Origin of the sequence: Myxococcus sp. SDU36 (assembly GCF_030168875.1) — a bacterium.
Classification (GTDB): domain Bacteria; phylum Myxococcota; class Myxococcia; order Myxococcales; family Myxococcaceae; genus Myxococcus; species Myxococcus vastator.
In genome coordinates, this window is the sequence record NZ_CP077414.1 from 2179620 (window position 1) to 2200509 (window position 20890).

The following is a 20890-nucleotide window of genomic DNA, read 5'->3' on the forward strand; positions in this document are numbered from 1 at the left end:
GACAGCCTATGCCGTTCCCTGCGCGTCTTCCGCGCGGATCTCCCCGGAGGCCGCCAGGGCGCGCCGGGTGAGGACCGGCCCCACCAGCTCGTGGGCGGTGATCATGGCGATGATGAGCACCTCCACCTGGGGGCCAAAGGACGGAAACGTCCTGGACACCAGGGCCGCCAGGCCAAACGTCACGCCGGCCTGGGAGATGAGCCCCATCCACAGGTAGCGCTTGAGTCGCGGGTCGTCCGCCGGGGCGAAGCGGCGGCAGGAGAACCAGATGGCCGCGCCTCGCAGCGCCACCAGCAGCAGCGCCGCCGGCCCCACCGTCACCAGGGAGTCCAGCTTCAACCCGGCGCCCGCCGCGGCGAAGAAGAGCGCGAACACGGGCAGCCCCGCCTGCTGGATGGCGCTGTGGATGCGCTCGCCCGCGTGCTCGTCCAGGTTCGCGATGAGCGCCCCCGCCGCCAGCGACACCAGCAGCGGGGACAGGTGCAGCCGCGTGCCCCCTTCGGCCGCCGCGAAGCACAGGCCCACCAGGAACAGGGGCAGCTCCTGCTTCACGCCGCGCATGTAGATGAGCATGCCCACGGCCAGCACCAGGCCCACCACCACCGAGCCGAACAGCTCCCACCCCACCCCGCCCACCAGCTCCGTCACGTCCAGCCCGCCGCCGAAGCTCGCCTTCGTCAGGCCCGCGGCCAGCGCGAAGGCCACCATCACCAGCAGGTCGCCGATGATGACCAGCGCCATCAGGAACTCCGTGAAGGCGCCGCGCGCGCTCGTCTCCTGGACGATGGCGATGGTGACCGTGGGCGAGAACGACACCACCACCGTGGACAGCAGCGCGCTGACCGCCAGCGCCTGGGGCACCGTCATGCCCTCCAGGAAGGGCAGGAAGGGCTTGAGCGCGAAGGTGGCCCCGAAGCACACCAGGAAGGTGACGCCGCACACGGCCACGCACAGCAAGGCCACGCGCGCGCCCACGCGGCGGATGAGCCCCAGCCGGAGCTCCGTGCCGGCCACCAGCGCGATGAGGCTCACCGCCAGCCCCTTCACCAGCTCCAACCCCTTCACGCCCGCGTTCGGAATGAAGCCCAGCGCATAGGGCCCCACCGCCACGCCCACCAGCAGGTAGCCGGTGAGGCGCGGCAGGCCCAGGCCCTTGGCCACCTTGCCCGCGAACAGGCCGCACAGCAGCAGCGCGCCCGCCGCCAGCATCACCGGCGTCCCCGAGTCCGCCCGGAGCACCTGCGCCCGGCTGATGATGGCCAGGAGCACCATCAACAGCAGCAGCCGGATGACGGCCCCCTTCATGCCGCCACCTTGTCACCGTCAGTCGAGCTCGCGGAGGACATGCCGCGGGGCGGGTCCACCACGTACTGGAAGGCCTGGCCCGCCAGCAGCTCGTTGACCACCGCGCCCATCACCACCACGTCCAGCACGCGCGGCGCCAGCACCCCCGGCACGAGCATCCCGTACTCCGCCACCAGGCACAGCGCCAGGCCACCCTGGGCGATCAGCGCGTAGCCCAGCCGGGGGGGCAGCACCAGCGTGTGCTGCACCAGCCGCCGCGCGAACCGGCCGCCCAGCATCTTCCCCAGGAAGCGCAGGCCCACGAAGGCGGGCATCAGCGCCCAGCCCCAGTAGTCCCGGGCATGCACCGCGCAGCCCACCAGGAACACCAGCACCAGGAACACGGGCCGCTCCACCCGGCCCAGCGCGCGCGCCACCCGCTCCGAGGTGCGGCCGCCCACCACCGCCAGCGTCGCCCCACACGCCACGCCCGCCAGCAGGGGCGACACCCGCAGGTACGCCGCCGCGCCGCTCACCAGCACCACGCCACCCAACGTCACCGTGGTCAGCTCCGCCAGGTCCTTCAACGCATGCGTGAGGAAGGCCAGCAGCGCCCCACACATGACGCCCAGCAGCAGGGCCAGACACACCAGCCCCAGGCCTTCGCCCACGTTGCTGGCGGCGCCGAGCATCAGCGCCAGCGCCAGCACGCCCAGCCCCACCGCGTCATCCAACATGGTGAGCAGCGCCACGCCCAGGCCGCGCGCCCGGTCCAGGCGCCCCGAGCGCCACGCGAGCACGGCCGAGTGCCCCGACGACAGGCTGGCCGCCGCCCCCAGCATCGCCGCCGCGCCCACCGCGCCGAGCAGGCCCCGGACGGACGTGAAGATGAGCGGCACCAGCAAGGGCAAGGCCACGAAGAAGAAGGCCGTCCCGGAGTGCGCCAGCGCCGCCAGGTACACGGGCCGTGGCAGCAGGCGCAGCAGGCGGGGCTCCAGGTTCAGGCCCAGCAGCACGCCCGCGGTGCCCAGCCCCAGCGCCATCACCGGGCGCAGGGCCTCCAGGTGCCGCTCGGTGAGCACCCCCGCCACGGAGGGCCCCAGGAGGATGCCGAGCAGGACGAAGAGGAAGCCGCTGGCCGCCAGCCTCGCCAGCGCCGGAAAGCGCCCCGGGTCCAGCGCTCGGCTGGAGGCGAGCAGCGACAGCGCCGCGATGGAGAGGAAGACGAGCAGCGCTTGCACAGCCCGTGCTTATAACGACGGGGTGCTTCCCGTCACGACCGGCGATGCGTGGGCGCGGAGATCACCGGCATGGCGACCAGCCGGCCCATGGGTGGGTCGTCCGCGTCCATCTCCAGTTGGACGCGCTGGATCAGCCGCTCCATCTCCTCGGCGGGCAGGCCCGGCAACAGGCTCAGCAGGATGACGCGGTCGTCATCGGCGCCCAACGCCAGGCTGCGGAGCCCCGCGAACACGGGGACCTCGGCGGACAGCGCCGCCGCCGCGCTCCGAGCCCGCACCACCAGCGGCTCCGGGATACCGAACTCCCGGAGCCGGCGGATGGCCCGCTCGGTCCCTTCCAACTGTTCGAGGAACGTGATGACCAAGTACACGCGGCCCTCTTAGTCGGTCCGCGAGCCTGACGCCACGCCTCACGACGCTACTCGTTCTGGCCCGGCCCCGCCGGCTCTCCGGACGACGGCGGTGGGGACGGCGCCGCGCCCTCCTGGGTGGGCGCACCTGCCGCGGCCTCCTGCGCCGCCATGGCGGCGCGCGCGGCCCGCTTGCCCTCTTCGATGAGCTTCTTCACCTTCTGCCCACCCTTGCGGCCAATCTCCTCGTAGAAGTTCGGGCCGCGGGTGGCCTTCACACGGTCGCCACCCTTCTTGCCGATCTCCTCATAGAACTTGGCGCCGCGCTCGGCCTTCACCGTCTCGCCGCCCTTGCGGCCGATCTCCTCGTAGAAGGAGCGACCGCGCTCGGCCTTCACCGTGGCGCCGCCCTTGCGGCCGATCGTCTCGTAGAACTCGCGACCGCGCTCGTTCCGGACCGTCTCGCCACCCTTCCGACCCGCTTCGGCCACCGTCATGCTGCCCTTGTTGTCCTTGTCCGACATTTGCCTGTCTCCTCTCGTGACTACCCCAGCCCTCGCCTTGGTGCCCCTTGCCTGAAACCTTGGGACGGAAGCGCCCCGATGCAAGCAAGCTCCGTACACCGCCAGCCGTTCACCCCTGGTACGCCACACGAAAACAGCTGTGATTTCGTGGGTTTCGCGACGCCTGCCGAGCTTTCGGACCGGGCGGTGGGCTGCCCGGCCGGACGCTTTCATGTTGGAAACACCCCACTGCACATTGCGGATTCCCGAAACCACCTTCACTTTCAGGCCCACGGCGCGGCGGAAGTGGGGCCGCGGGGAGGTACGGCGTGGCGCAGTCGGTGAAGACCTGGCTCCGGGTGTTGGCCCCGATGCTCGTTTCAGTGGGGGGGCTTGTCGCACTCCGGCTGCTCGGGCCGGACTTCGTCGACCAGCAGCGCCTCGCGAGCTGGCTGGAGCCCTTCGGGAAGTGGGCGCCTATTGCATACATCGGCTTCCTTGCCATCCGGCCCGTGACACTGCTTCCGGGTCAGCTGCTGACGGCCGTGGGCGGGATGATGTTTGGCACGCTCGCAGCGACCCTCTATTCACTAACGGGCAGCTTGCTGTCGGGCCTGCTGCTTTTCGCCGCGGCGCGCAAGCTGGGCACGGGGCTGATGAAGCGCCTGGCGGGCAGCAAGTATCCCGCACTGGTGCGGGCGGCGAAGCGGCATGACTTCCTCTTCGCCTTCACCGCCTGCATCAACCCACTCTGCCCCACCGACGTGATGCTGGCGGCGGCGGCGGCGAGCGGCGCGCGGCTGGTGCCCACGCTGGCCGGCATCATGATTGGCACCATCCCCGGCACCTTCCTCACGGCGCAGCTGGGCAGCGGTCTGGCCCAGGGCCGCACGACGATGACGGCGGTCGCCGCCGTGGGCCTGGTGGTGTCGCTGGTGCTCGGCGGCTTCATCGGGCGGCGCTTCTACAAGGAGCTCAACGACGACGCGCCGGAGCCGCGCGCCATCGGTCATTCCAAGGCGGCGGCCAGGCCCGCGGCGCTCTAGGCATGCATGGGGGGCTCCGGGAAGAGCTCCACGCGGCGCTGCACGCGCTCTCCAGGGCCCACGCCCGTGGGCAGCGAGACGGCCCGGGCCACCTCCTCGCCGTGTCGCAGTCGCATCCGGATCACCTCCGGCGCGAAGTCCAACATGTCCCCCATGGGCCGTGCGGGCTCGATGACGGTGATGCGGCAGTACCGGTAGGGCACCCCATCCGGCCGCCGCACGGTGAGCCCCGCCGCATAGGCCTGACGGACGATGTCGTTGATGCGCACGAAGGCATCCACGTCATTGAGCAGGATTTCGTTGAGGGTGATGTCGGCCAGGCTGCGCGTGGCCACCTCCAGGAGATTGGCCGGTGGCTTCACCCGTTCAATCTGGGACGGTGAGCAGACGATGACGACGATTTCCGTCGGGCCGAACTCCAGCGCATCCCCCAGGGGCGTGGCGTTGCGCAGGCCCCCGTCGACCAGGGCCGACTCGCCGACGGGCTCCCAGAGGATGGGCAACGTCGCGCTCTGCCAGATGGCATCCAGGAAGTCCCTGGAGTCACTGGGCACCAGCTCGTAGTTGCCGGAGACCAGCGACACGCGCCCCACGTGGGCGGGCACCCGGAAGCGGTTTCCGGCGACGTGCCGCTGGATCAGCTCCCGCATGGGCGCGTTGTCATACAGCCCCAGCTTGCGGAACAGGCCCACGCGCAGGGCCACCAGCGGCCAGGGCAGCTTCCGGTAGAGGTCCGCCTCGCGGAGGTTCAACCAGATGTCATTCAGCGCCCGGTAGGCGTGCTGGGCCAGCAGCGCGGCGTTCAGAGCGCCCACCGACACGCCGAAGATGCGCTCCCAGCGGAAGCCATGGACCTCCCGGAGGACGCGCTCGGCGCCGACCTGGAAGGCTCCCTTGGCGCCACCGCCGGACAGTACGAGTGTTGCGGGACGATCCTTCATGGCACGCCTCCTGGGAAATGGACCTGGCGCAGATGGATAGGGGCGTGCCAGGCCGGCAGGAATCACCCCAGGGCGTGGGCCCCTGTCCACCGGCCCCCGGTGCCCTGGGGCACCTCGGACGGCAACTTCCATGCACCCCTGGCCGCAAGGCTCTCTAGGATGGGCGGCTTCACCCCTCCGGAGCCTCGATGATCCGCTTGCCTGGATGTTGTGTGGTGGCGCTGCTGTTCGCGTTCCTGCCGTCCGCGGCGCTGGCCCAGCAGCCCACCGCCGACGCGGCCACCCATGACGCCCTGCGCGTCCTCAAGCAGGAGATGGAAGACGCCCTCAACGCCCAGGACATCGACCGGCTGCTGAGCCACCTGCACCCGGAGGTCGCCTTCACCACGATGAACAACGACGTGCGCGTGGGGAAGGAGTCCATCCGCGCGTACTACGACGAGATGATGCGCGGGCCGAATCGCGTCGTGGACCGCATCCAGGCGAAGTTCGAGGTGGACGACCTGACCCGCCTGTACGGAGACACCGGCATCGCGCGCGGCTCGTCGCGGGACCACTACGTCCTCACGGACGGCACGGACATCGTCATCGACGGACGGTGGACCTGCACCCTGGTCCGGGAGGGCGACCGCTGGCAAATCGCCGCGTTCCACTACTCCACCAACGTCTTCGACAATCCCCTCCTCACGCGGGTGAAGCACCTCGCGCTGGCAGGGGTGACGGTCATCGGACTGGGCGCGCTCTTGGCGGGCGCCGTCATGGGCCGGAGGCTGCGGCGCAGGCCCGCGGCTCACGCGCCCTGAAGCTGGCGCGCCGTCGCCTCGCGAAGGAAGGGGTGGCGCCGGGGCAGGCGCCCGCGCCAGAAGGACTCGATGGAGCGGTGGAACAGGCGCAGCAGCGCCAGCCCCGGACGGCCCTCCAGTGCCGCCAACCGTCCGGCCGAGTCATCCAACAACGCCCTGGCCCGGACGTACTCCGCCACCATCCACGCGCGGCCCGCCTCCGTGCCCAGCAGCGCGTCGAGGCGCGTCGGGTCCGCGCCCTCGCCACGGACGGCCGCCGCGACCCCTTCCGGAACGTTGTAGAGCCCCTGGGCCAGGTCCTCCCGCAAGTCCCTCATCACCGAGCACCAGCCGAAGGCCTCCATCAGCGCAGGCGCCTCCTCGGCCCGGACGCCCGCTCCGGCGACGTGCAGCATCAGGTCCACCGACAAGCGGAACGTGTCGTGCTGCTGCGCGCGCAGGGCCTCCGCGCTCCACCACTGTCCGTCCTTCACCCGCTCCCGGTCCTTGCGCATCGTCCGCACCAGCGCGAAGACGTGGGCGCGCGCCGTGTCGTCCCCCAGCCGCTCCAGCAACACGCGCCCCAGCGTGGCCGCCGTCCCCCGGTCCTCCCCTCGCCCGGACTCCAACTCCAGGAGGAGCGCGTCCACCCAGTCGAGCGGCTCTCCGTCCACCGCGCGGTCCCCATCCAGCACGTCGTCCACCAATTGGAGGAAGCAGAAGCCCACCCGCGCCACGCGCGCCTCGCGCCACCACCGGCTCAGCGTGTAGCGGTAGAGCACCAGGGCAATCAGTCCGTAGCGCAGGTGACGCCGCGCGAAGCGGTAGGACTCCCGGGCGCACAGGGCCTCGACTCGCAGGGCCTCCAGGAACGCCGCGCGGCGCGCCCAGGGCGCCACCCACCGCCAGGTGCCCCAGGCCAGCAACGCCCCCGCCACCACGTCCACCAGGTGGTGCTCATGGATGAGCAACGTCGACGCCGCGATGGCCAGCGCCCACAGGCCGAACACGGCACGCCCCAGCACGCCGGCCCGCTCCGCGTAAGCCAGGGCCGCCGTGCACGCGAAGGCGACGTGGAGGGACGGGAGGTAGTTCCGCTCCAGGTTCAGAGTGTCCGCCAGTTGGAAGACCCCCGCCCAGCGCCCTTCCACGGCGCGCGGCGGCCAGGCCACCTCCACCGGGAAGAGCAGGAAGCACACGGCCGCGAGCGCGGTCTCCACGCACAGCGCCAACGCGAAGGGCACCATGTCCCGCCACGTCCGGAAGACGCACAGGGACAGCAGGAGCAGCACGTCCATGCTGACGTAGACCAGCGCCCAGGACGGAATGAAGGGGATGTGGCGCTCGAAGGGCAGATCCACCCGGAGGCCCCCGGTGTAGAAGCCCGTGAGCCAGCTCGCGCCGCCGTAGACGGCCACGAAGAACAGGGCGAAGCCCATGGCCATGGCGGACGTGAGGGCCAGCGCTTCCTTGCGTGGCCAGCCGAACAACGCGGGACGCGGGCTCATCGCTCCTCCACGGCGGCGGGCAGCGGCCGCGGGCCTCGCCACATGGACAGCCAGATGCGCAGGAAGGACGGCCGCATCACCTCCGGGTCCACGTAGCGGCCCAGGTAGAGCCAGGGCACATGCGGGTGCCGGTGGTGGGCCCGGTGATGGTGGTAGTTGAGGAACAGCCAGCGCACCGGAGCGGCCACGCGCAGGTCCCACGCGCCGTCACGGACATGCAGCGGAGACCACGCATGGTCCGCGTACTGGAGCGCGCTCCAGTTGACGGCGAAGGCCGCGTAGCAGAGCGCCCACCCCGCCGCTGATACCTCCAACGCCACCACGAGCCCTACCTGCACACAGGCCGACAGCAGCACCTCCGCGCGGATGGCGCCTCCGGGCGCTGCATCCAGGCGCCCGAGGTACGCGTCCGAGCCCGTCTGCTCGCCGTACCGGGTGCCCGTGCCGCGCAGCCGGTGGAGCAACCCGGGGACGAGCGCGAAGGCCACCGCCCCCACCGGGACGAACAGCCAGTAGAGGCCGGTGAGGATGGAGTACCACTGCGCCCGCTTCAGGAAGCGGTTGTCTCCGGGACGGAAGTAATCGAACTGCTCCAGGTGCGTCCGGTTGTGGCGGTGGTGGTTCAGGTGGAAGGCGCGCTGCATCGTGAAGGACGTGGGAAAGAACGCCGCGGCCACCCGGCCCAGCGTGTCATTGACTCGCCGCACGGGGTGCAGCACGCCGTGCGTGGCCTCGTGCAGCAGTGAGAACACGGTGTTGTTCACGAAGGAGAAGACGCCCGCGGCCAGAAGCTGGACGGCGAGCCGCTCCGCGTGGGACGCCAGCCACAAGCACCCGGCACAGGCCGCCATGGCGCAGACCAGGAGGACGGCGTTGAGCGCGGCCGGAATCGGGGTTGCCTCGCCCTCACCCGCGGTCGTCATCGGGCGCCTCCGGCAGGCTGTCGGTGAAGTCGAGCATCTGGCGCAGCACCGGGTCCTCCGCCGCCCCCACCCGGTTGAAGCGCATCCCGTCGAGCACGGACAGGTCGCGTCGCAGGAACGATGTAAACAGCCACCGCGACACCTGGAGCGCTAGCCAATCCAGCCCCGGAAGCCGGCTGCGGCGCGCGGCGAAGGCCAGCCGGATGAACACGCCGTCCTCGCCCTGCTGAAGGCCCGCGAGCAACGCGCTGCGCGTGCGCCCCAGGTCGCTCTCCACGGACAGGAGCGTGCCGCCGTGCAGCGTGAGCGTGACGCCGATGCGATTGCCGGACAGCCACTTCATCACCCGGTCACTGAACCCGGTTCCCGTGACGCGGGACGTGTAGCGAACGCGCAAGGTGAACGGGTCCGGCCGCTCCACCACCGGGGCGTCCCGCAGCTCGCGATGGTGCACCGTGCGCAGGTGCTCCAAATCGAAGGCATTGGCCACCACGGGAAGCCAGTCACAGCGCACCGCGAAGCGAGCCGACGTGCCCCAGCGCAACGCATCGCTGCCCACCTTCGGCGGCGGGAAGAGCACCACCGGACCATTGAAGACGAGGATGGCGCCGTAGCGCTCCACCACGGGGAACGCCCGCTGCGCCGTCTTCCCTGGGCAGGCGCCACTGCCGTCGAACCGCCAGTGGTGGAGCGGACAGCGCAGTGAATCTTCCACCACGGTGCCACCGCCCAGGTGCGCGCCCATGTGGGGACAATGGGCGGCGAGCGCGTGCACCGCGCCGCTCCGTCCCCTGAAGAGGACCAGCTCCCGCGCGCCCGTGCTCCAGCGCATCACCTGTCCAGGCCGGAGCGCCTCGGAGGGGCACACGAGGTGCCACGCGCGCAGCCGGCCTGGCTCGGGGTGACGCACTGGCTCCGGCCGCGACGCGATCTTCACCACCATGCCGAGACCCTAACAGGACTGCGTCAGGGGCCCGAGTGGTCCCCGGAGCTGGCAACGCTTCTCGCGACACCTCCGGAACGCGACGAGAAGAAGCACTGCGAGGCGAAAGGCGGAACTACCCCTCCACGGCCCCCTCTGAACCTGCGGATCAAGGAACCGATGGTGCCGGGGGAGCAGGTGGCGCGACGGCGGCCGAGGGGGGCGCTCGCGTGAGGTCGGCCAGGAACCCCACGAGCGCGGCGACTCGCGGGAGAGCGACGGTGCTCTTCTCGACCCAGCGATTGTCTTCGATGGTGGCCTGGACCGGCCGTCCAGGCTTCAGGATGGCGCTCATCGCCGCCACCACGGCTTTGTGCCGGCCCGCGGGCGCGGACAGGTCCTTGAGCTCCCCTGACATGAACTCGGGCGCGGTGCGGTCCAGCCCATCCACGAACTGCTCTGAATGCGTTCGCAATTTGGGGTACGCGACAGCCGCGCACTCCAGCAGGAGGTCCTCCAGCGTCCCGGGGTGCCCTCCACCAGGAAGGACGAACACGCCCGTTCGCGGCTGCCCCGTCACGACCTCCATCACCGAGGGACACGGGTAACCATTGGTGGCGATTGCATCCGCCATTCTCGTGAACCGTTGTTGCGGCGCCTCCTGCGCGTCGGCATCGAGCACGACCCCCACTGCATCCAGGGTCGCACCGTCTAGCGCCAACGCTTTCCGATGCGTCTCAAGCTTCTTGGCTAGCTCACTGATGCCCTGGGAGTTGACGATAGCAACAGAGGTTTCACTTCCTGGGTCACGGTAGAAGACCGGAGCGGGCACGGACGCTCGAAGTGAGCCGTCATGAGGCCACTTTGTGGGGAGGATGCGCTTCCATACTGGGTCAAGCCCCGCTTCCTTCGAGACGTACTCGAAGCCCAGCGATAGCTTCAGCAGCTTGCCCAGGAATGCGACGTCATGCACGCCTTCGGTGAGCAGGTAGACATGGTTGCTCATCGGATATCGAGCCCTTCATCACGCAAGCTACGCAGCCCATTCAGGTCGTACCGGAGGCATGCATGACCGCTCTCCGAGCGCCGAAGGTGATAGGTGATGACCTCCTCTGGAGCCGAGCTCACGAACGCCCCCAGAGAAGCATCCACCGCTTCCAGGCTATGGGTCGTCGCGACAATCTGTACGTTGGCTTCACCGGCCGCCCGCACGAGCCATGGCAGGACGGAGTCGAGTGCGCGCGCATGGATGGCGGATTCAATTTCGTCCACGAGCAAGATGCCGCCGCTCGCCCGTGAGAGTGCGACGCTCATCGCGAACGCCCGCCGCATTCCATCACCGAAGGTCGCGAGGTCTACAACCCCTCGCCTTTCATGGACGACACGGATGGCGTCGCGCCCGAAAGGTCGGCTGATCAAGACATCACTGACGTGCGGGTCGAACAGCCTGAGCAGTTCGACGGCCTTGCCCTTCGTACCTTCGTCGATGACGTGGCTGAGGTGCGTGATGAGCTGCGCGGTCGATCGATGCGTCATGGGCGTGACGACGAAGACACGGAACAGCGCGACCCCCTGGGGGATGGGCAGGCGCCGAGGCGTTGAGCCGAAGTCCAGCTCATGAGCAATGTGAGGCGTGTCGCCAGCGCTCACGTCCATGTGGAGACGGACCACGACGTCGCTTCGAGGATCTGAACCTGACCGGTCAACGTCCGACCATCGCTGCTCGACATACGCCAGCGCCTGAGCGCGGACATGTCTGGACTGCCCCTCGAAACGCCCATGGATGGAGATGGGCTTTGACAGTTCATTTTCGCCTTCGAGCTTGAGCGCGGTGCTATCGGGAAAGAGGGCCCAGAGCCCATCCACGAGAGGACCGGAGGCATCCCTGTTCGTAACGGTCTGGATCCACTGTCCCGGATCCACAGGCCTGGCGACCAGCCCGATTGCCTCAAGCACGGAGGTCTTCCCCGCGTTATTGCCACCCACGAGCAGGTTCATTCGGCCGAGACGCTCAAGCCGCACACCCCGCAGTGAACGGTACGTGTCGACACGCAGTTCTTCGAGGCTCGCCATATGGCTCCATGTACCAGCGACCGCGGGTGGCCGTCATCGCGAATCGGCGGCGTGCCGGGCACGGTGGGCCGCGTGACCGGAGCAGACGGCGCCCTGCTGGGGCTGCCCCTGTCCGGGTTCACGGCGGTCCTGCGGACCCATACCGCTGTGGCAGCCACGGCGTCCCCCGTGGAGCCGAGGTGGCGGCAGCCGTGCTGACCACACGGCGGGCGAGGAGGCGGCGCGCCTCGCCATCGCCGAAGGGAGCGAGGCCCCGACCCGCATTGCCTTCAACCAGACACTTGGAGTGTCTCCGGATGCGGGAAGCCGCGAGCGATGTCCATCATCGAGGATGAGGACTCCCGATGACCAGCGTTGCGGGCACCATCCGCCGACACCAAGAGGAAATCATCCAGCGGTGGTCCGAGCAGGCCGCCCGGGCCGCGTCCGCCCGAGGGCTGGACGGGCCCGAGCTCAAGAACCTCATGCCTGTCTACCTGGCCTCGCTCGCTGACGAGGAAGGCGCACCCGGTGCGAATGCCGGCGCCCGGAGAGCCCACGTCGAGAGCCACGTGGCCGCCCGCCTCCGGCAGGGCTTCAATCTGGCGGAGGTCACCGAGGAGTTCGCCATCCTGGGCCGCTGCATCGCTGGCATGTGGGCGGATGCTCCGCCGCAAGCCCGTCCCAGCGCGCTGGACGTCGAGCGGCTCTTCACCGAACTGCATGCCGCCTCGACGCTCGTGACGGAGCGCTTCAGCCGGTACCTGATGGAGGACGAGCAGACCGAGAAGCGCTACTTGCGGCTCCTCCAGAAGGTGGCCAACGACGCGCTCATGGAGGGGACGACGACCCTCCACGACCACTTGAAGGAGGTCCTCGAGCTGATCCTCGATGCCATGGGCGCGCGGAGCGCGGCGGTGCTCCTGTACGACGCCGAGGAAGAGACGCTGGTCACCGCGGCCGCCGCGGGGCTGGCGAGCGAGCACCTCGAGCACTACGTGTCCTCCGTCAGTCCCGAGTCCTTTCCAGGGAGCGTCGCCGTTGGGGGCGAGGAGACCCTCTCCGTCCGGGATGCCGAGACGACGGCGTTCGAGTTGAGCCCCACGCTTCGCCAAAGCGGGCTGCATTCGCTGCTCGGGGTCCGGCTCCCGCTCCACCGCGCGCTGGTGGGCATCCTGTACGTCGGCCTCTCCGAGGTCCGCGAGTTCACCGCCCGGGAGAAGGGGCGGCTCCTCTCCCTGAGCCAGCAGCTGAGCGTCCACCTGGACAACGCCAAGCTCTACGCGAACCTGCGCGAGAAGATCGAAGCGTTGCAGGCCGAACGGGCGCTTCGCGAGCACTTCGTCTCGGTGCTCGCCCATGACCTTCGCGGACCGCTGTCGGCGGCGAAGTCAGGCGCGCAGCTCCTCATCCGGCATCCCGATCGACTGGACCAACGACGCGACCTGGCGCTGCGCATCGACCGGAACATCGACCGCACCGACCAGATGGTGCGGGACCTGCTCGACGCGAACCGCATCCGGGGGGGCCAGCGGCTCCCGCTTCGCCTCGACATGTGCGACCTGGGCGGCGTCGCCCAGGAGGTGGTCGAAGAGCTGAGCACGCTCCATGGGGACCGCTTCGTGCTCCAGGCGGAGGAGCGCGTCCGGGGAATCTGGAGCGCGGAGGAGCTGCGCCGCGCCCTCTGGAACCTGGGCAGCAACGCCATCAAGTACGGGTCCGCCACGGAGCCCATCACCTTCACCGCCACCCGAGCCGGCGACCTGGCCCGGGCGTCGGTCCACAACCGCGGCCCCGTCATCACGCCCGCGGACCAGGAACAGATTTTCAAGCCCTTCACCCGGACCCATTCGGCGAGCAAGGGCCCTTCGAGGGGTTGGGGGCTTGGACTGACGCTCGTCTGGGGGTGTGCGCAAGCACATGGAGGGACCGTCTCCGTCCAGAGTGACGCGGCGACTGGAACGACCTTCACCCTGGAGCTGCCGCTGGACGCCCGCCACCACCAGCCTCGCGACCCGTGAGCCGGGACCTCCGCCCGTCCAGCGGCCGGGGCAGCCCCCGGGGACTGGTGGACACTTCGGAGTCGGGTGACGTGCGGGAGTGTCCACCACTGGCTCTCGGGTGGAGCGTGCAAGGAAGAAGCCTGGAGGCAGGCCCCCGGCAATGGCCTGCTGGGCGCCGGTCATGGCTCTGGGCATCGCCTTCTTCGTTCCCTTCATCATCGCGGCATTGGCCGTACCGATCACCCGGCTGTTCAAGTCCTGGGGGGGCTGGGTGCTCGCCCTGTGTCCGGCGGGGCTGGCGGTGTGGTTCGGGGCACAGGTTCCCGCCGGAGTTCGCGGTGAGGTGCCCTCGCTGACGCTGTCGTGGATGCCCGATTTGGGCATCGACTTCGCGCTGCGACTGGACGGCCTGTCCCTGCTGATGGCGCTGCTCATCACGGGCCTGGGCACGCTCGTGGTCATCTACGCGGGGCGCTACCTGGTCCACCATGAGGTGCTGGGCCGCTTCTACGGCTGGCTCCTGCTGTTCATGGCCGGGATGCTGGGCATCGTCCTCGCCGACAACACGCTCCTGCTCTTCATCTGCTGGGAGGTGACGACCTTCAGCTCGTTCATCCTCATCGGCTTCGAGCACAAGGAAGACGCCGCCCGCGAGTCCGCGCAGCGGGCCCTGCTCATCACCGCGCTGGGCGGCCAGTCCCTGCTGGTGGGCCTGCTCCTGCTGGGCGACCTGGTGGGCACGTTGTCCATCTCCGGCACCATCGCCGCCGCGGACACCGTGCGCGGCAGCCCCCGCTACCTGGCCATCCTCCTGCTGGTCCTGGGCGGCGCGTTCACCAAGTCCGCGCAGATGCCGTTCCACACCTGGCTGCCGGGCGCGATGACCGCGCCCACGCCCGTGAGCGCGTACCTCCACTCCGCCACCATGGTGAAGGCGGGCGTCTTCCTGCTGGCGCGGCTGTCGCCCGTCCTGGGAGGCACCCCCTCGTGGCAGACCATCCTCACCGTCGTGGGCACGGTGACGATGGTGCTGGGCGCCCTGCTGGCGCTGGGGCACACGGACCTCAAGCTGGTGCTCGCGTACGCCACGGTGAGCGTCCTGGGGGCGCTGGTGATGTTGCTCGGTCAGGGCACCGCGGCCGCCATCCAGGCCATGGTGACGTTCCTCACCGCGCACGCGCTCTACAAGGGCACGCTGTTCCTGGTGGCGGGCTCGGTGGACCACGAGACGGGCACGCGCGACGTGACGCACCTGGGCGGGCTGCGCAAGCACCTGCCGATGACGGCCGCCGCCGCCGCCGCCGCCGCGCTGTCGATGATGGGCCTGCCCCCGCTCTTCGGCTTCGTGGGCAAGGAGCTCATCTACGAGGCCTGCCTGAAGGGCCCGGGAGGCTGGCCCCTGGCGGTGGGGGCCATGGTGGGCTTCGGCGGCATGGTGGCCGCGGCGCTCCGCGTGGGCGTGCAGCCCTTCGCGGGCAGGACGTTCCGCGCCGGAAGGCCGGAGTCGGAGGTCCACGAAGCGCCGCCATCCATGTGGGTGGGGCCCGCGCTGCTCGCCGCCGCGGGCCTGGTGTTGGGCCTGGTGCCCTGGGCCATCCAGCCCCTGCTGGCCATGGCGGCGGTGGACATCGGCGGAAGCCAGGCGGGAGGCCTGGAGCTGACGCTGTGGCATGGCGTGACGCCCGCGCTGGGATTGAGCGCGGGGAGCCTCGTCCTGGGCGGAGTCCTCTTCGCGCTGCGCCAGCCGGTGCTGAAGGGCCTGCGCGCCCTGAACCTGTCCAGCCACGGCCCGGAGCACTTCTACCAGGCCTCCCTGAGCAGCCTGCTCAAGCTGTCCTCGTGGATGACGCGGGTGCTCCAGAACGGCTCGCTGCACCAGTACATCGTCGTCACCATCGCCACATTCGGCGGGCTGCTGGCGCTCGCGGTGGTGCTGCGGCTGGGACAATGGCCCCGGGGCGTGTCCATGGACGTGCAGGCCTACGAGGTGGTGGTCCTGGTGGGCATCCTGGTGTCGGCGGTGCTGGCCGTGGTGTCGCGCTCGGCGCTGACGTCCATCCTCGCGCTGGGCGCGCTGGGCCTGGCGGAGGCGCTGCTGTACGTGTTCTTCGGCGCGCCGGACCTGGCCATGACGCAGGTCGTGGTGCAGACGCTCACCGTCATCCTGTTCGCGCTCGTCTTCGCGCGCTTCCCCGTCCAGCCGCACGAGCACCGCTTCCGCTGGTGGACGGCGGCGCTGCCCCTGGCCGTGGGCGGGCTCGTCACCTGGACGCTGCTGCACGTGGCCGCGGTGCCCACCCATACGCGGCTGGCGGACTTCTACGCGGCCCAGAGCGTGCCTGGCGGCAAGGGGCTGAACATCGTCAACGTCATCCTGGTGGACTTCCGGGCACTCGACACGCTGGGGGAGACCGCCGTGCTGGCGACGTCGGGGCTGGGTGTCTATCTCCTGTTCCGCACGCGCTCCCGGAGAAAGAAGAGACAGGTATGAACCCCGTGGTGATGCACACCGTGGCGCGGATGATGGCGCCGGTGCTCCTGCTCGTGTCCCTGGTGCTGGCCGTGCGCGGCCACGACATCCCCGGCGGCGGCTTCGTCGGCGGCCTGCTGGCGGCGGCGGCCTTCGCGCTGCAGATGGTGGCCTTTGGCCGGTCCGCTGCGCGCAGGCAGCTGCGCGTCCACCCCACCCGGCTGGCGGCGGCGGGGCTGCTGGTGGCGCTGATCAGCGGCGTCCCCGCGATGCTGGGGGGCCGCGCGTTCCTCTCCAGCCTCTGGGGCCAGGTGCCCCTGCCCTGGTCTGACGGGTTGAAGGTGGGCACTCCGCAGCTCTTCGACGTGGGGGTGTACCTGGCCGTCCTGGGCACGGCGATGTCCTTCATCCTGGGCATGAGCCGGGGTGAGGAGACGACCGCGCCAGAGCTGGGGAGGTAGACATGGAGCTGTTCCTCGCGCTCACCGTGGGCGCCCTGTTCGCGGCGGGGCTGTACTGCCTGATGCTCCACAGCGTCGTCCGTCTGGCGCTGGGCCTGGTGCTGCTGGGCAGCGCCAGCAACCTGCTGCTGTTCACCGTCAACGGGCTGCAGCGCGGCTTCGCGCCCCTGGTGCCCGAAGGCCAGGAGGCGCTCACCCGGCCCTTCGCGGACCCCCTGCCGCAGGCCTTCATCCTCACCGCCATCGTCATCAACTTCGGGCTGCTCGCGCTGCTGCTGGTGCTGGTGCACCGGGCGGCGCAGGAGACGGGGACCGACGACACCCGCGCGCTGCGCACCGAGCTCAAGGACTCCCAATGATGCCGTCTTCGGCGCTGCTCAGCCTGCCCATGATTCTGTGCCTGGGCGCCGCGGCCGCGGGCCAGCTCGCCCCGTCCCGCGCCTGGCCGCGCCGGTGGCTGGCGCTGATGACCATGGTGTCCGTCACCGCCGTGGGCGCGCTGCTGCTGGTGACGGTGCGGCGCAACGGCATCCAGGCCGCGCAGATGGGCGGCTGGGCGGCGCCCTTCGGCATCACCCTGGTCGCGGACCTGCTCAGCGCGCTGATGGTGCTCGTCAGCGGGCTGATGGGACTGACGGTGGTCTCCTTCTCCGCGGCCACGCTCCCGGCCTCGCGGGAGGCGGGCGCCTACTACCCGCTGGTGCTGGTGCTCGTGGGGGGCGTGTGCGGCGCGTTCCTCACCGGCGACCTCTTCAACCTCTTCGTGTGGATTGAAGTCATGCTGGGCGCCTCGTTCGTGTTGCTCGCGCTGGAGGCCCGGCAGGAGCAGCTCGAGGCGTCCATCAAATACATGTCGCTGAGCCTCATCGGCTCCGTGGTGCTGCTGTGCGCCGTGGGCCTGCTGTACGGCGTGGCGGGGACGCTGAACCTGGCGGACCTGTCCGTCACGGTGCCGGGCCTGGGCACGCCGAGGCTGATGACGGCCGTGTCCATGTTCTTCCTGGTGGCCTTCGCGCTGAAGGCGGGCGCCTTCCCCCTCTTCTTCTGGCTGCCGGCGTCCTACCACACGCCTCCGGCGGCGGTGACGACGCTGTTCTCCGCGCTCCTCACCAAGGTGGGCGTCTACGCCCTGGCGCGCGTCTTCACCCTGGTCTTCACGCAGGACGCGCGGTTCACCAGCACCCTCCTGCTGGTGATGGGCGGCCTGACGATGGTGACGGGCGTGCTGGGCGCGGTCGCGCAGTACGACGTGCGCCGGCTGCTGTCCTTCCACATCATCAGCCAGATTGGCTACCTCATCGCCGCCCTGGGGCTGCTGACCCGCGGCGCCCTGGCGGCGCTCATCGCCTTCCTCATCCACTACATCTTCGCGAAGTCAGCGCTGTTCCTGGTCAGCGGGGCCACCGCGCGCGTCACCCGCACCTATGACCTGCACCAGATGGGCAACCTGTACCGGACGCAGCCCCTGCTGGCCGCGCTGTTCTTCATCCCCGCGCTGTCGCTCGCGGGGGTGCCCCCCTTCTCCGGCTTCTTCGCCAAGCTGGCCATCATCCAGGCCGCGCTGCGGACCCAGCACTGGGTCATCGCGGGGACGGCGGTGGTCGTGGGCCTGCTGACCCTCTTCTCCATGATGAAGATCTGGCGCGAGGCCTTCTGGAAGGCGCCCCCGGAGAACCAGCCGCAGGAGCCCAACCGGCCGCTGAGCCTGGGCGACGGCGTGCTCGGGCCGTGCATCGCGATGACGACCTTCATGGTCGTCCTGGGCGTAGGCGCGGAGCCGCTGCTGGAGCTGGCGGACGCGGCGGCGGGACAGCTCATCGACCCCACGGAGTACGTGCGGGCGGTGCTGAGGGAGCGCCCATGACCGCCTTGCTCTGGAACCTGATGCTGGCCCTGCTCTGGGCCGCGATGCTGGGGGAAGTCAACGCGGCGAACCTCCTGACGGGCTTCGTGATTGGCTTCCTCCTGCTGGGCCTCATCGACGTGAAGCCCCTGCCCACGCGCTACGCGACGCAGGCCTGGAACGTGGCGCGGCTGGTGGCCCGGGTCGGCTGGGACGTGCTGGTCGCCAACGTGCGCGTGGCCTACGAAATCGCCACGCCGAGGCTCATCTCCTGCCCCGCCATCTACCGCTATGAAATGGAGGCCCGGACGGACGCGGAGATCACCCTGCTGATGCTCATCGTCACCTTCTCCCCGGGGACGCTGGGGCTGGAGGTCTCCGAGGACCGCAAGGCCCTCTACATCCACGTGATGTTCGCCACGACACGGGAGGCCTTCCGCCGGGAGCTCCGCGAGCGCGTGGAGACGCCGCTGCTGAGGGCCCTGCGATGAGCAACACCTTGCAGTTCATCATCCAGGGCACCCTGGGCGCGCTGTCCATCGCGATGCTCTTCTCGCTGCACCGGCTGGTCCGCGGGCCGTCCCTGACGGACCGGGTCGTGGCGCTGGACCTCTTCTCGCTCCAGACGGCGGCGGTCATCACCGTCTATGCCCTGTGGGTGGGGCAGCCGGAGCTGGTGGACGTGGCGCTGGTGCTGGCCGTCATCGGGTCCATGGGCACCATCGTCATCGCGAGGTATCTCTACAGCGCGGGCAGGGGCAGACAATGAAGGACTTCATGACCGCGGTGATGCTGCTATCGGGAGCGGTGCTGATGCTCCTGGCGGGCCTGGGCCTGTTCCGGATGCCGGACCTGTTCCTCAGGCTCCAGGCGGCCGCGAAGGCCTCTTCCCTGGGGGTCGGCTTGCTGCTGGGCGCGGCGGCGCTGGGGCTGGGTGACGTCAGCGTGATCGCCCGCGCGGTGCTGGGGGTCGCCTTCGTCTTCGTGATGACGCCGGTGGCCACGCTGCTCATCGCCCAGGCCGCGTTCCGCGCCGGGCTCCCGCTGTGGGAGCGGACGCACCAGAACGACCTGGAGGAGCACCACCCCGCGGGCGGTCCATACGAGCCCCGGCTGGGGCCCGACGGCGAGGACTGAGCGCGCGCGGCTCAGTCCGCCTTCACCACGTCCTCCTCCAGCGCGAGCGCGGGGGACGCGCCGTTGTAGACGGCGGCATCGAGCAGGCCCTCCTCGCGCGCCACCAGCACCGGCACCAGCATCTGCCCGGTGACGTTGGTCAGCGTGCGCATCATGTCGAGGATGCGGTCGATGGCCAGCAGGTAGCCCAGCCCCTCCAGCGGCAGGCCCGCGGAGCTGAGCACCACCGTGGCCATGACCACCGCCGTCCCAGGCACGCCCGCGGTGCCGAAGCTGCCCAGCACCGACGCCAGCAGGATGATGAAGTACTGCGACGCGGACAGCTCCAGGCTGAAGTACTGCGCGACGAAGAGCGACGCGATGGCCGGGTAGATGGCGCCGCACCCGTCCATCTTGATGCTGGCCCCCAGCGGCACGGCGAAGGCCGCGTAGTCCTTGTTGACGCCCAGGTTGTGCGTCACCGCGCGCAGGGCCACCGGCAGGGACGCGAAGCTGGACGAGCTGACGAAGGCCACCTGCATGCCCGGCGCGGCGCCCCGGAAGAAGCGCAGCGGATTGAGCCCGTGCGTCATCAGGAGCCCGCCGTACACGAAGACGATGTGCAGCGCGCACGCCACGTACAGCGCCAGCACCAGCTTGCCCAGCGGGAGCAGGCGCTCGAAGCCATAGGTGCCCACCAGCGCGGCGATGAGGCCAAAGGTGCCCAGCGGCGTGAGCTCCAACACGAAGCGGGTGACCTGAATCATCGCGTCGCTGGCCTCGCGGACCAGCTCGCGCAGCCGGGCCGCCTTCTGGCCCAGCTTCACCAGCGCGAAGCCCAGCAGGCCGGCGAAGAAGATGACCTGGAGGATCTTCCCATTCGCGAGCGCCGCGAATGGGTTGGTGGGCACCACGTCCAGCAGCACCTGGATGGGGCCCGGCACGTCCCGCGGCTGGTAGGTTTCACTGGCCATGAGCTGGCCCACGCCCTCCCCCGGGCGCAGCAGCGCGGCGACGCCCAGGCCCACCCCCACCGCCAGCGCGGCGGTGACGGCGAACCAGAGGAACGTCTTGCCCCCAAGCACCGCCATGCTCTTCTGCCCGTGGAGCGCCGCCACCGCGTTGATGACCGCGAAAAACACCAGCGGCGTGGCGATCATCTTGATGAGGTTGACGTAGAGCGTCCCCAGCGGCTGGAACCAGGGGCCCGCCGGCGCCCCCACGAGCCACCCGGCCACGGCCCCGAGCACGAACGCCCCCAGGACACGCTGCCAGAAGGGAATGCGGAACCAGGCGGAGACGAGCTTCTTCACGGGGAGACCTCTTGGCGGCGGGCGGCGGACGATAACCCCAGCCCCCAGGCCGCGCAGGGGGAAGCGCAGGATTTGCGCCGGGGGGCGCCCACGCCGGGGATCCGGGGTTTGCCGCGTCCGAGCAGCAGGGCC

21 protein-coding genes are annotated in these 20890 nt (G+C 70.1%); 10 read left to right on the forward strand and 11 right to left on the reverse strand.

The window, feature by feature from the left end; genetic code table 11:
* Positions 1-6: 6 nt before the first annotated feature.
* Genes KGD87_RS08530 through KGD87_RS08545 form a run of 4 tightly spaced genes read right to left on the reverse strand, consistent with a single transcriptional unit; the run spans position 7 to position 3399 of the window.
* Entirely contained in the window at positions 7-1305 is a 1299-nt protein-coding gene (locus tag KGD87_RS08530; RefSeq protein WP_284666966.1) for a cation:proton antiporter, read from the reverse strand.
* The gene (locus KGD87_RS08535; RefSeq protein ID WP_284666967.1) at positions 1302-2525 is read right to left on the reverse strand and encodes a sodium:proton exchanger; all 1224 of its coding nucleotides are present in this window, start codon (positions 2523-2525) and stop codon (positions 1302-1304) included. Before KGD87_RS08535 ends, KGD87_RS08530 begins: the two co-directional genes overlap by 4 nt.
* A 32-nt stretch (positions 2526-2557) precedes the next feature.
* On the reverse strand, positions 2558-2896 hold the full coding sequence (locus tag KGD87_RS08540; protein ID WP_284666968.1) for a hypothetical protein: 339 nt from the start codon (positions 2894-2896) through the stop codon (positions 2558-2560).
* A 47-nt stretch (positions 2897-2943) separates the two neighbouring features.
* The gene (locus KGD87_RS08545) at positions 2944-3399 is read right to left on the reverse strand and encodes a general stress protein (RefSeq protein WP_284666969.1); all 456 of its coding nucleotides are present in this window, start codon (positions 3397-3399) and stop codon (positions 2944-2946) included.
* A gap of 320 nt (positions 3400-3719) precedes the next feature.
* Between KGD87_RS08545 and KGD87_RS08550 the strand changes: the two genes are divergently transcribed.
* On the forward strand, positions 3720-4424 hold the full coding sequence (locus KGD87_RS08550; RefSeq protein ID WP_284666970.1) for a TVP38/TMEM64 family protein: 705 nt from the start codon (positions 3720-3722) through the stop codon (positions 4422-4424).
* On the opposite strand, the gene KGD87_RS08555 is transcribed toward KGD87_RS08550, so the two are convergent.
* Positions 4421-5365: a patatin-like phospholipase family protein gene (locus tag KGD87_RS08555; protein WP_284666971.1), complete on the reverse strand. Its 945-nt coding sequence runs from the start codon at positions 5363-5365 to the stop codon at positions 4421-4423. The two genes, KGD87_RS08550 and KGD87_RS08555, sit on opposite strands and share 4 nt — an antisense overlap.
* 188 nt (positions 5366-5553) lie before the next feature.
* Between KGD87_RS08555 and KGD87_RS08560 the strand changes: the two genes are divergently transcribed.
* Positions 5554-6168 carry an SgcJ/EcaC family oxidoreductase gene (locus KGD87_RS08560; RefSeq protein WP_284666972.1) on the forward strand — a complete coding sequence of 205 codons (615 nt, stop codon included), beginning with the start codon at positions 5554-5556 and terminating at the stop codon, positions 6166-6168.
* On the opposite strand, the gene KGD87_RS08565 is transcribed toward KGD87_RS08560, so the two are convergent.
* From KGD87_RS08565 to KGD87_RS08585, 5 genes are all read right to left on the reverse strand, one after another.
* Entirely contained in the window at positions 6156-7655 is a 1500-nt protein-coding gene (locus tag KGD87_RS08565; protein WP_284666973.1) for a phosphatase PAP2 family protein, read from the reverse strand. The two genes, KGD87_RS08560 and KGD87_RS08565, sit on opposite strands and share 13 nt — an antisense overlap.
* Positions 7652-8578, reverse strand: a complete 927-nt coding sequence (locus KGD87_RS08570; RefSeq protein WP_284666974.1) for a fatty acid desaturase — start codon at positions 8576-8578, stop codon at positions 7652-7654. The genes KGD87_RS08565 and KGD87_RS08570 overlap by 4 nt, the downstream gene beginning before the upstream one ends.
* Positions 8562-9521 carry a Rieske 2Fe-2S domain-containing protein gene (locus KGD87_RS08575; protein ID WP_284666975.1) on the reverse strand — a complete coding sequence of 320 codons (960 nt, stop codon included), beginning with the start codon at positions 9519-9521 and terminating at the stop codon, positions 8562-8564. The genes KGD87_RS08570 and KGD87_RS08575 overlap by 17 nt, the downstream gene beginning before the upstream one ends.
* Positions 9522-9669: 148 nt before the next feature.
* Positions 9670-10506: a DUF3226 domain-containing protein gene (locus tag KGD87_RS08580; RefSeq protein ID WP_284666976.1), complete on the reverse strand. Its 837-nt coding sequence runs from the start codon at positions 10504-10506 to the stop codon at positions 9670-9672.
* A complete protein-coding gene (locus KGD87_RS08585; protein WP_284666977.1) occupies positions 10503-11573 on the reverse strand; it encodes an AAA family ATPase in 1071 nt (356 codons plus the stop codon). The genes KGD87_RS08580 and KGD87_RS08585 overlap by 4 nt, the downstream gene beginning before the upstream one ends.
* A gap of 344 nt (positions 11574-11917) precedes the next feature.
* Here KGD87_RS08585 and KGD87_RS08590 point away from each other — a divergent pair, with 344 nt between their 5' ends.
* From KGD87_RS08590 to mnhG, 8 genes are all read left to right on the forward strand, one after another.
* Complete coding sequence (locus tag KGD87_RS08590) at positions 11918-13573, forward strand: sensor histidine kinase (protein ID WP_284666978.1); 1656 nt, start codon at positions 11918-11920, stop codon at positions 13571-13573.
* A 163-nt stretch (positions 13574-13736) separates the two neighbouring features.
* Positions 13737-16046 (forward strand): hydrogen gas-evolving membrane-bound hydrogenase subunit E, encoded by a 2310-nt coding sequence (gene mbhE, locus KGD87_RS08595; protein ID WP_284666979.1) that lies wholly within the window; start codon positions 13737-13739, stop codon positions 16044-16046.
* Positions 16043-16486 (forward strand): Na+/H+ antiporter subunit B, encoded by a 444-nt coding sequence (locus KGD87_RS08600; RefSeq protein ID WP_284666980.1) that lies wholly within the window; start codon positions 16043-16045, stop codon positions 16484-16486. Before mbhE ends, KGD87_RS08600 begins: the two co-directional genes overlap by 4 nt.
* A gap of 2 nt (positions 16487-16488) precedes the next feature.
* On the forward strand, positions 16489-16845 hold the full coding sequence (locus KGD87_RS08605) for an NADH-quinone oxidoreductase subunit K (RefSeq protein ID WP_163782568.1): 357 nt from the start codon (positions 16489-16491) through the stop codon (positions 16843-16845).
* Positions 16845-18350: a proton-conducting transporter transmembrane domain-containing protein gene (locus tag KGD87_RS08610; RefSeq protein ID WP_350102507.1), complete on the forward strand. Its 1506-nt coding sequence runs from the start codon at positions 16845-16847 to the stop codon at positions 18348-18350. Before KGD87_RS08605 ends, KGD87_RS08610 begins: the two co-directional genes overlap by 1 nt.
* A complete protein-coding gene (locus KGD87_RS08615) occupies positions 18347-18820 on the forward strand; it encodes a Na+/H+ antiporter subunit E (protein ID WP_284666982.1) in 474 nt (157 codons plus the stop codon). Before KGD87_RS08610 ends, KGD87_RS08615 begins: the two co-directional genes overlap by 4 nt.
* Entirely contained in the window at positions 18817-19098 is a 282-nt protein-coding gene (locus KGD87_RS08620) for an MrpF/PhaF family protein (RefSeq protein ID WP_284666983.1), read from the forward strand. The genes KGD87_RS08615 and KGD87_RS08620 overlap by 4 nt, the downstream gene beginning before the upstream one ends.
* Positions 19095-19466: a monovalent cation/H(+) antiporter subunit G gene (gene mnhG / locus KGD87_RS08625; RefSeq protein WP_284666984.1), complete on the forward strand. Its 372-nt coding sequence runs from the start codon at positions 19095-19097 to the stop codon at positions 19464-19466. The genes KGD87_RS08620 and mnhG overlap by 4 nt, the downstream gene beginning before the upstream one ends.
* An 11-nt stretch (positions 19467-19477) precedes the next feature.
* On the opposite strand, the gene KGD87_RS08630 is transcribed toward mnhG, so the two are convergent.
* Positions 19478-20758 (reverse strand): dicarboxylate/amino acid:cation symporter, encoded by a 1281-nt coding sequence (locus tag KGD87_RS08630; protein WP_284666985.1) that lies wholly within the window; start codon positions 20756-20758, stop codon positions 19478-19480.
* Positions 20759-20890: the final 132 nt, after the last annotated feature.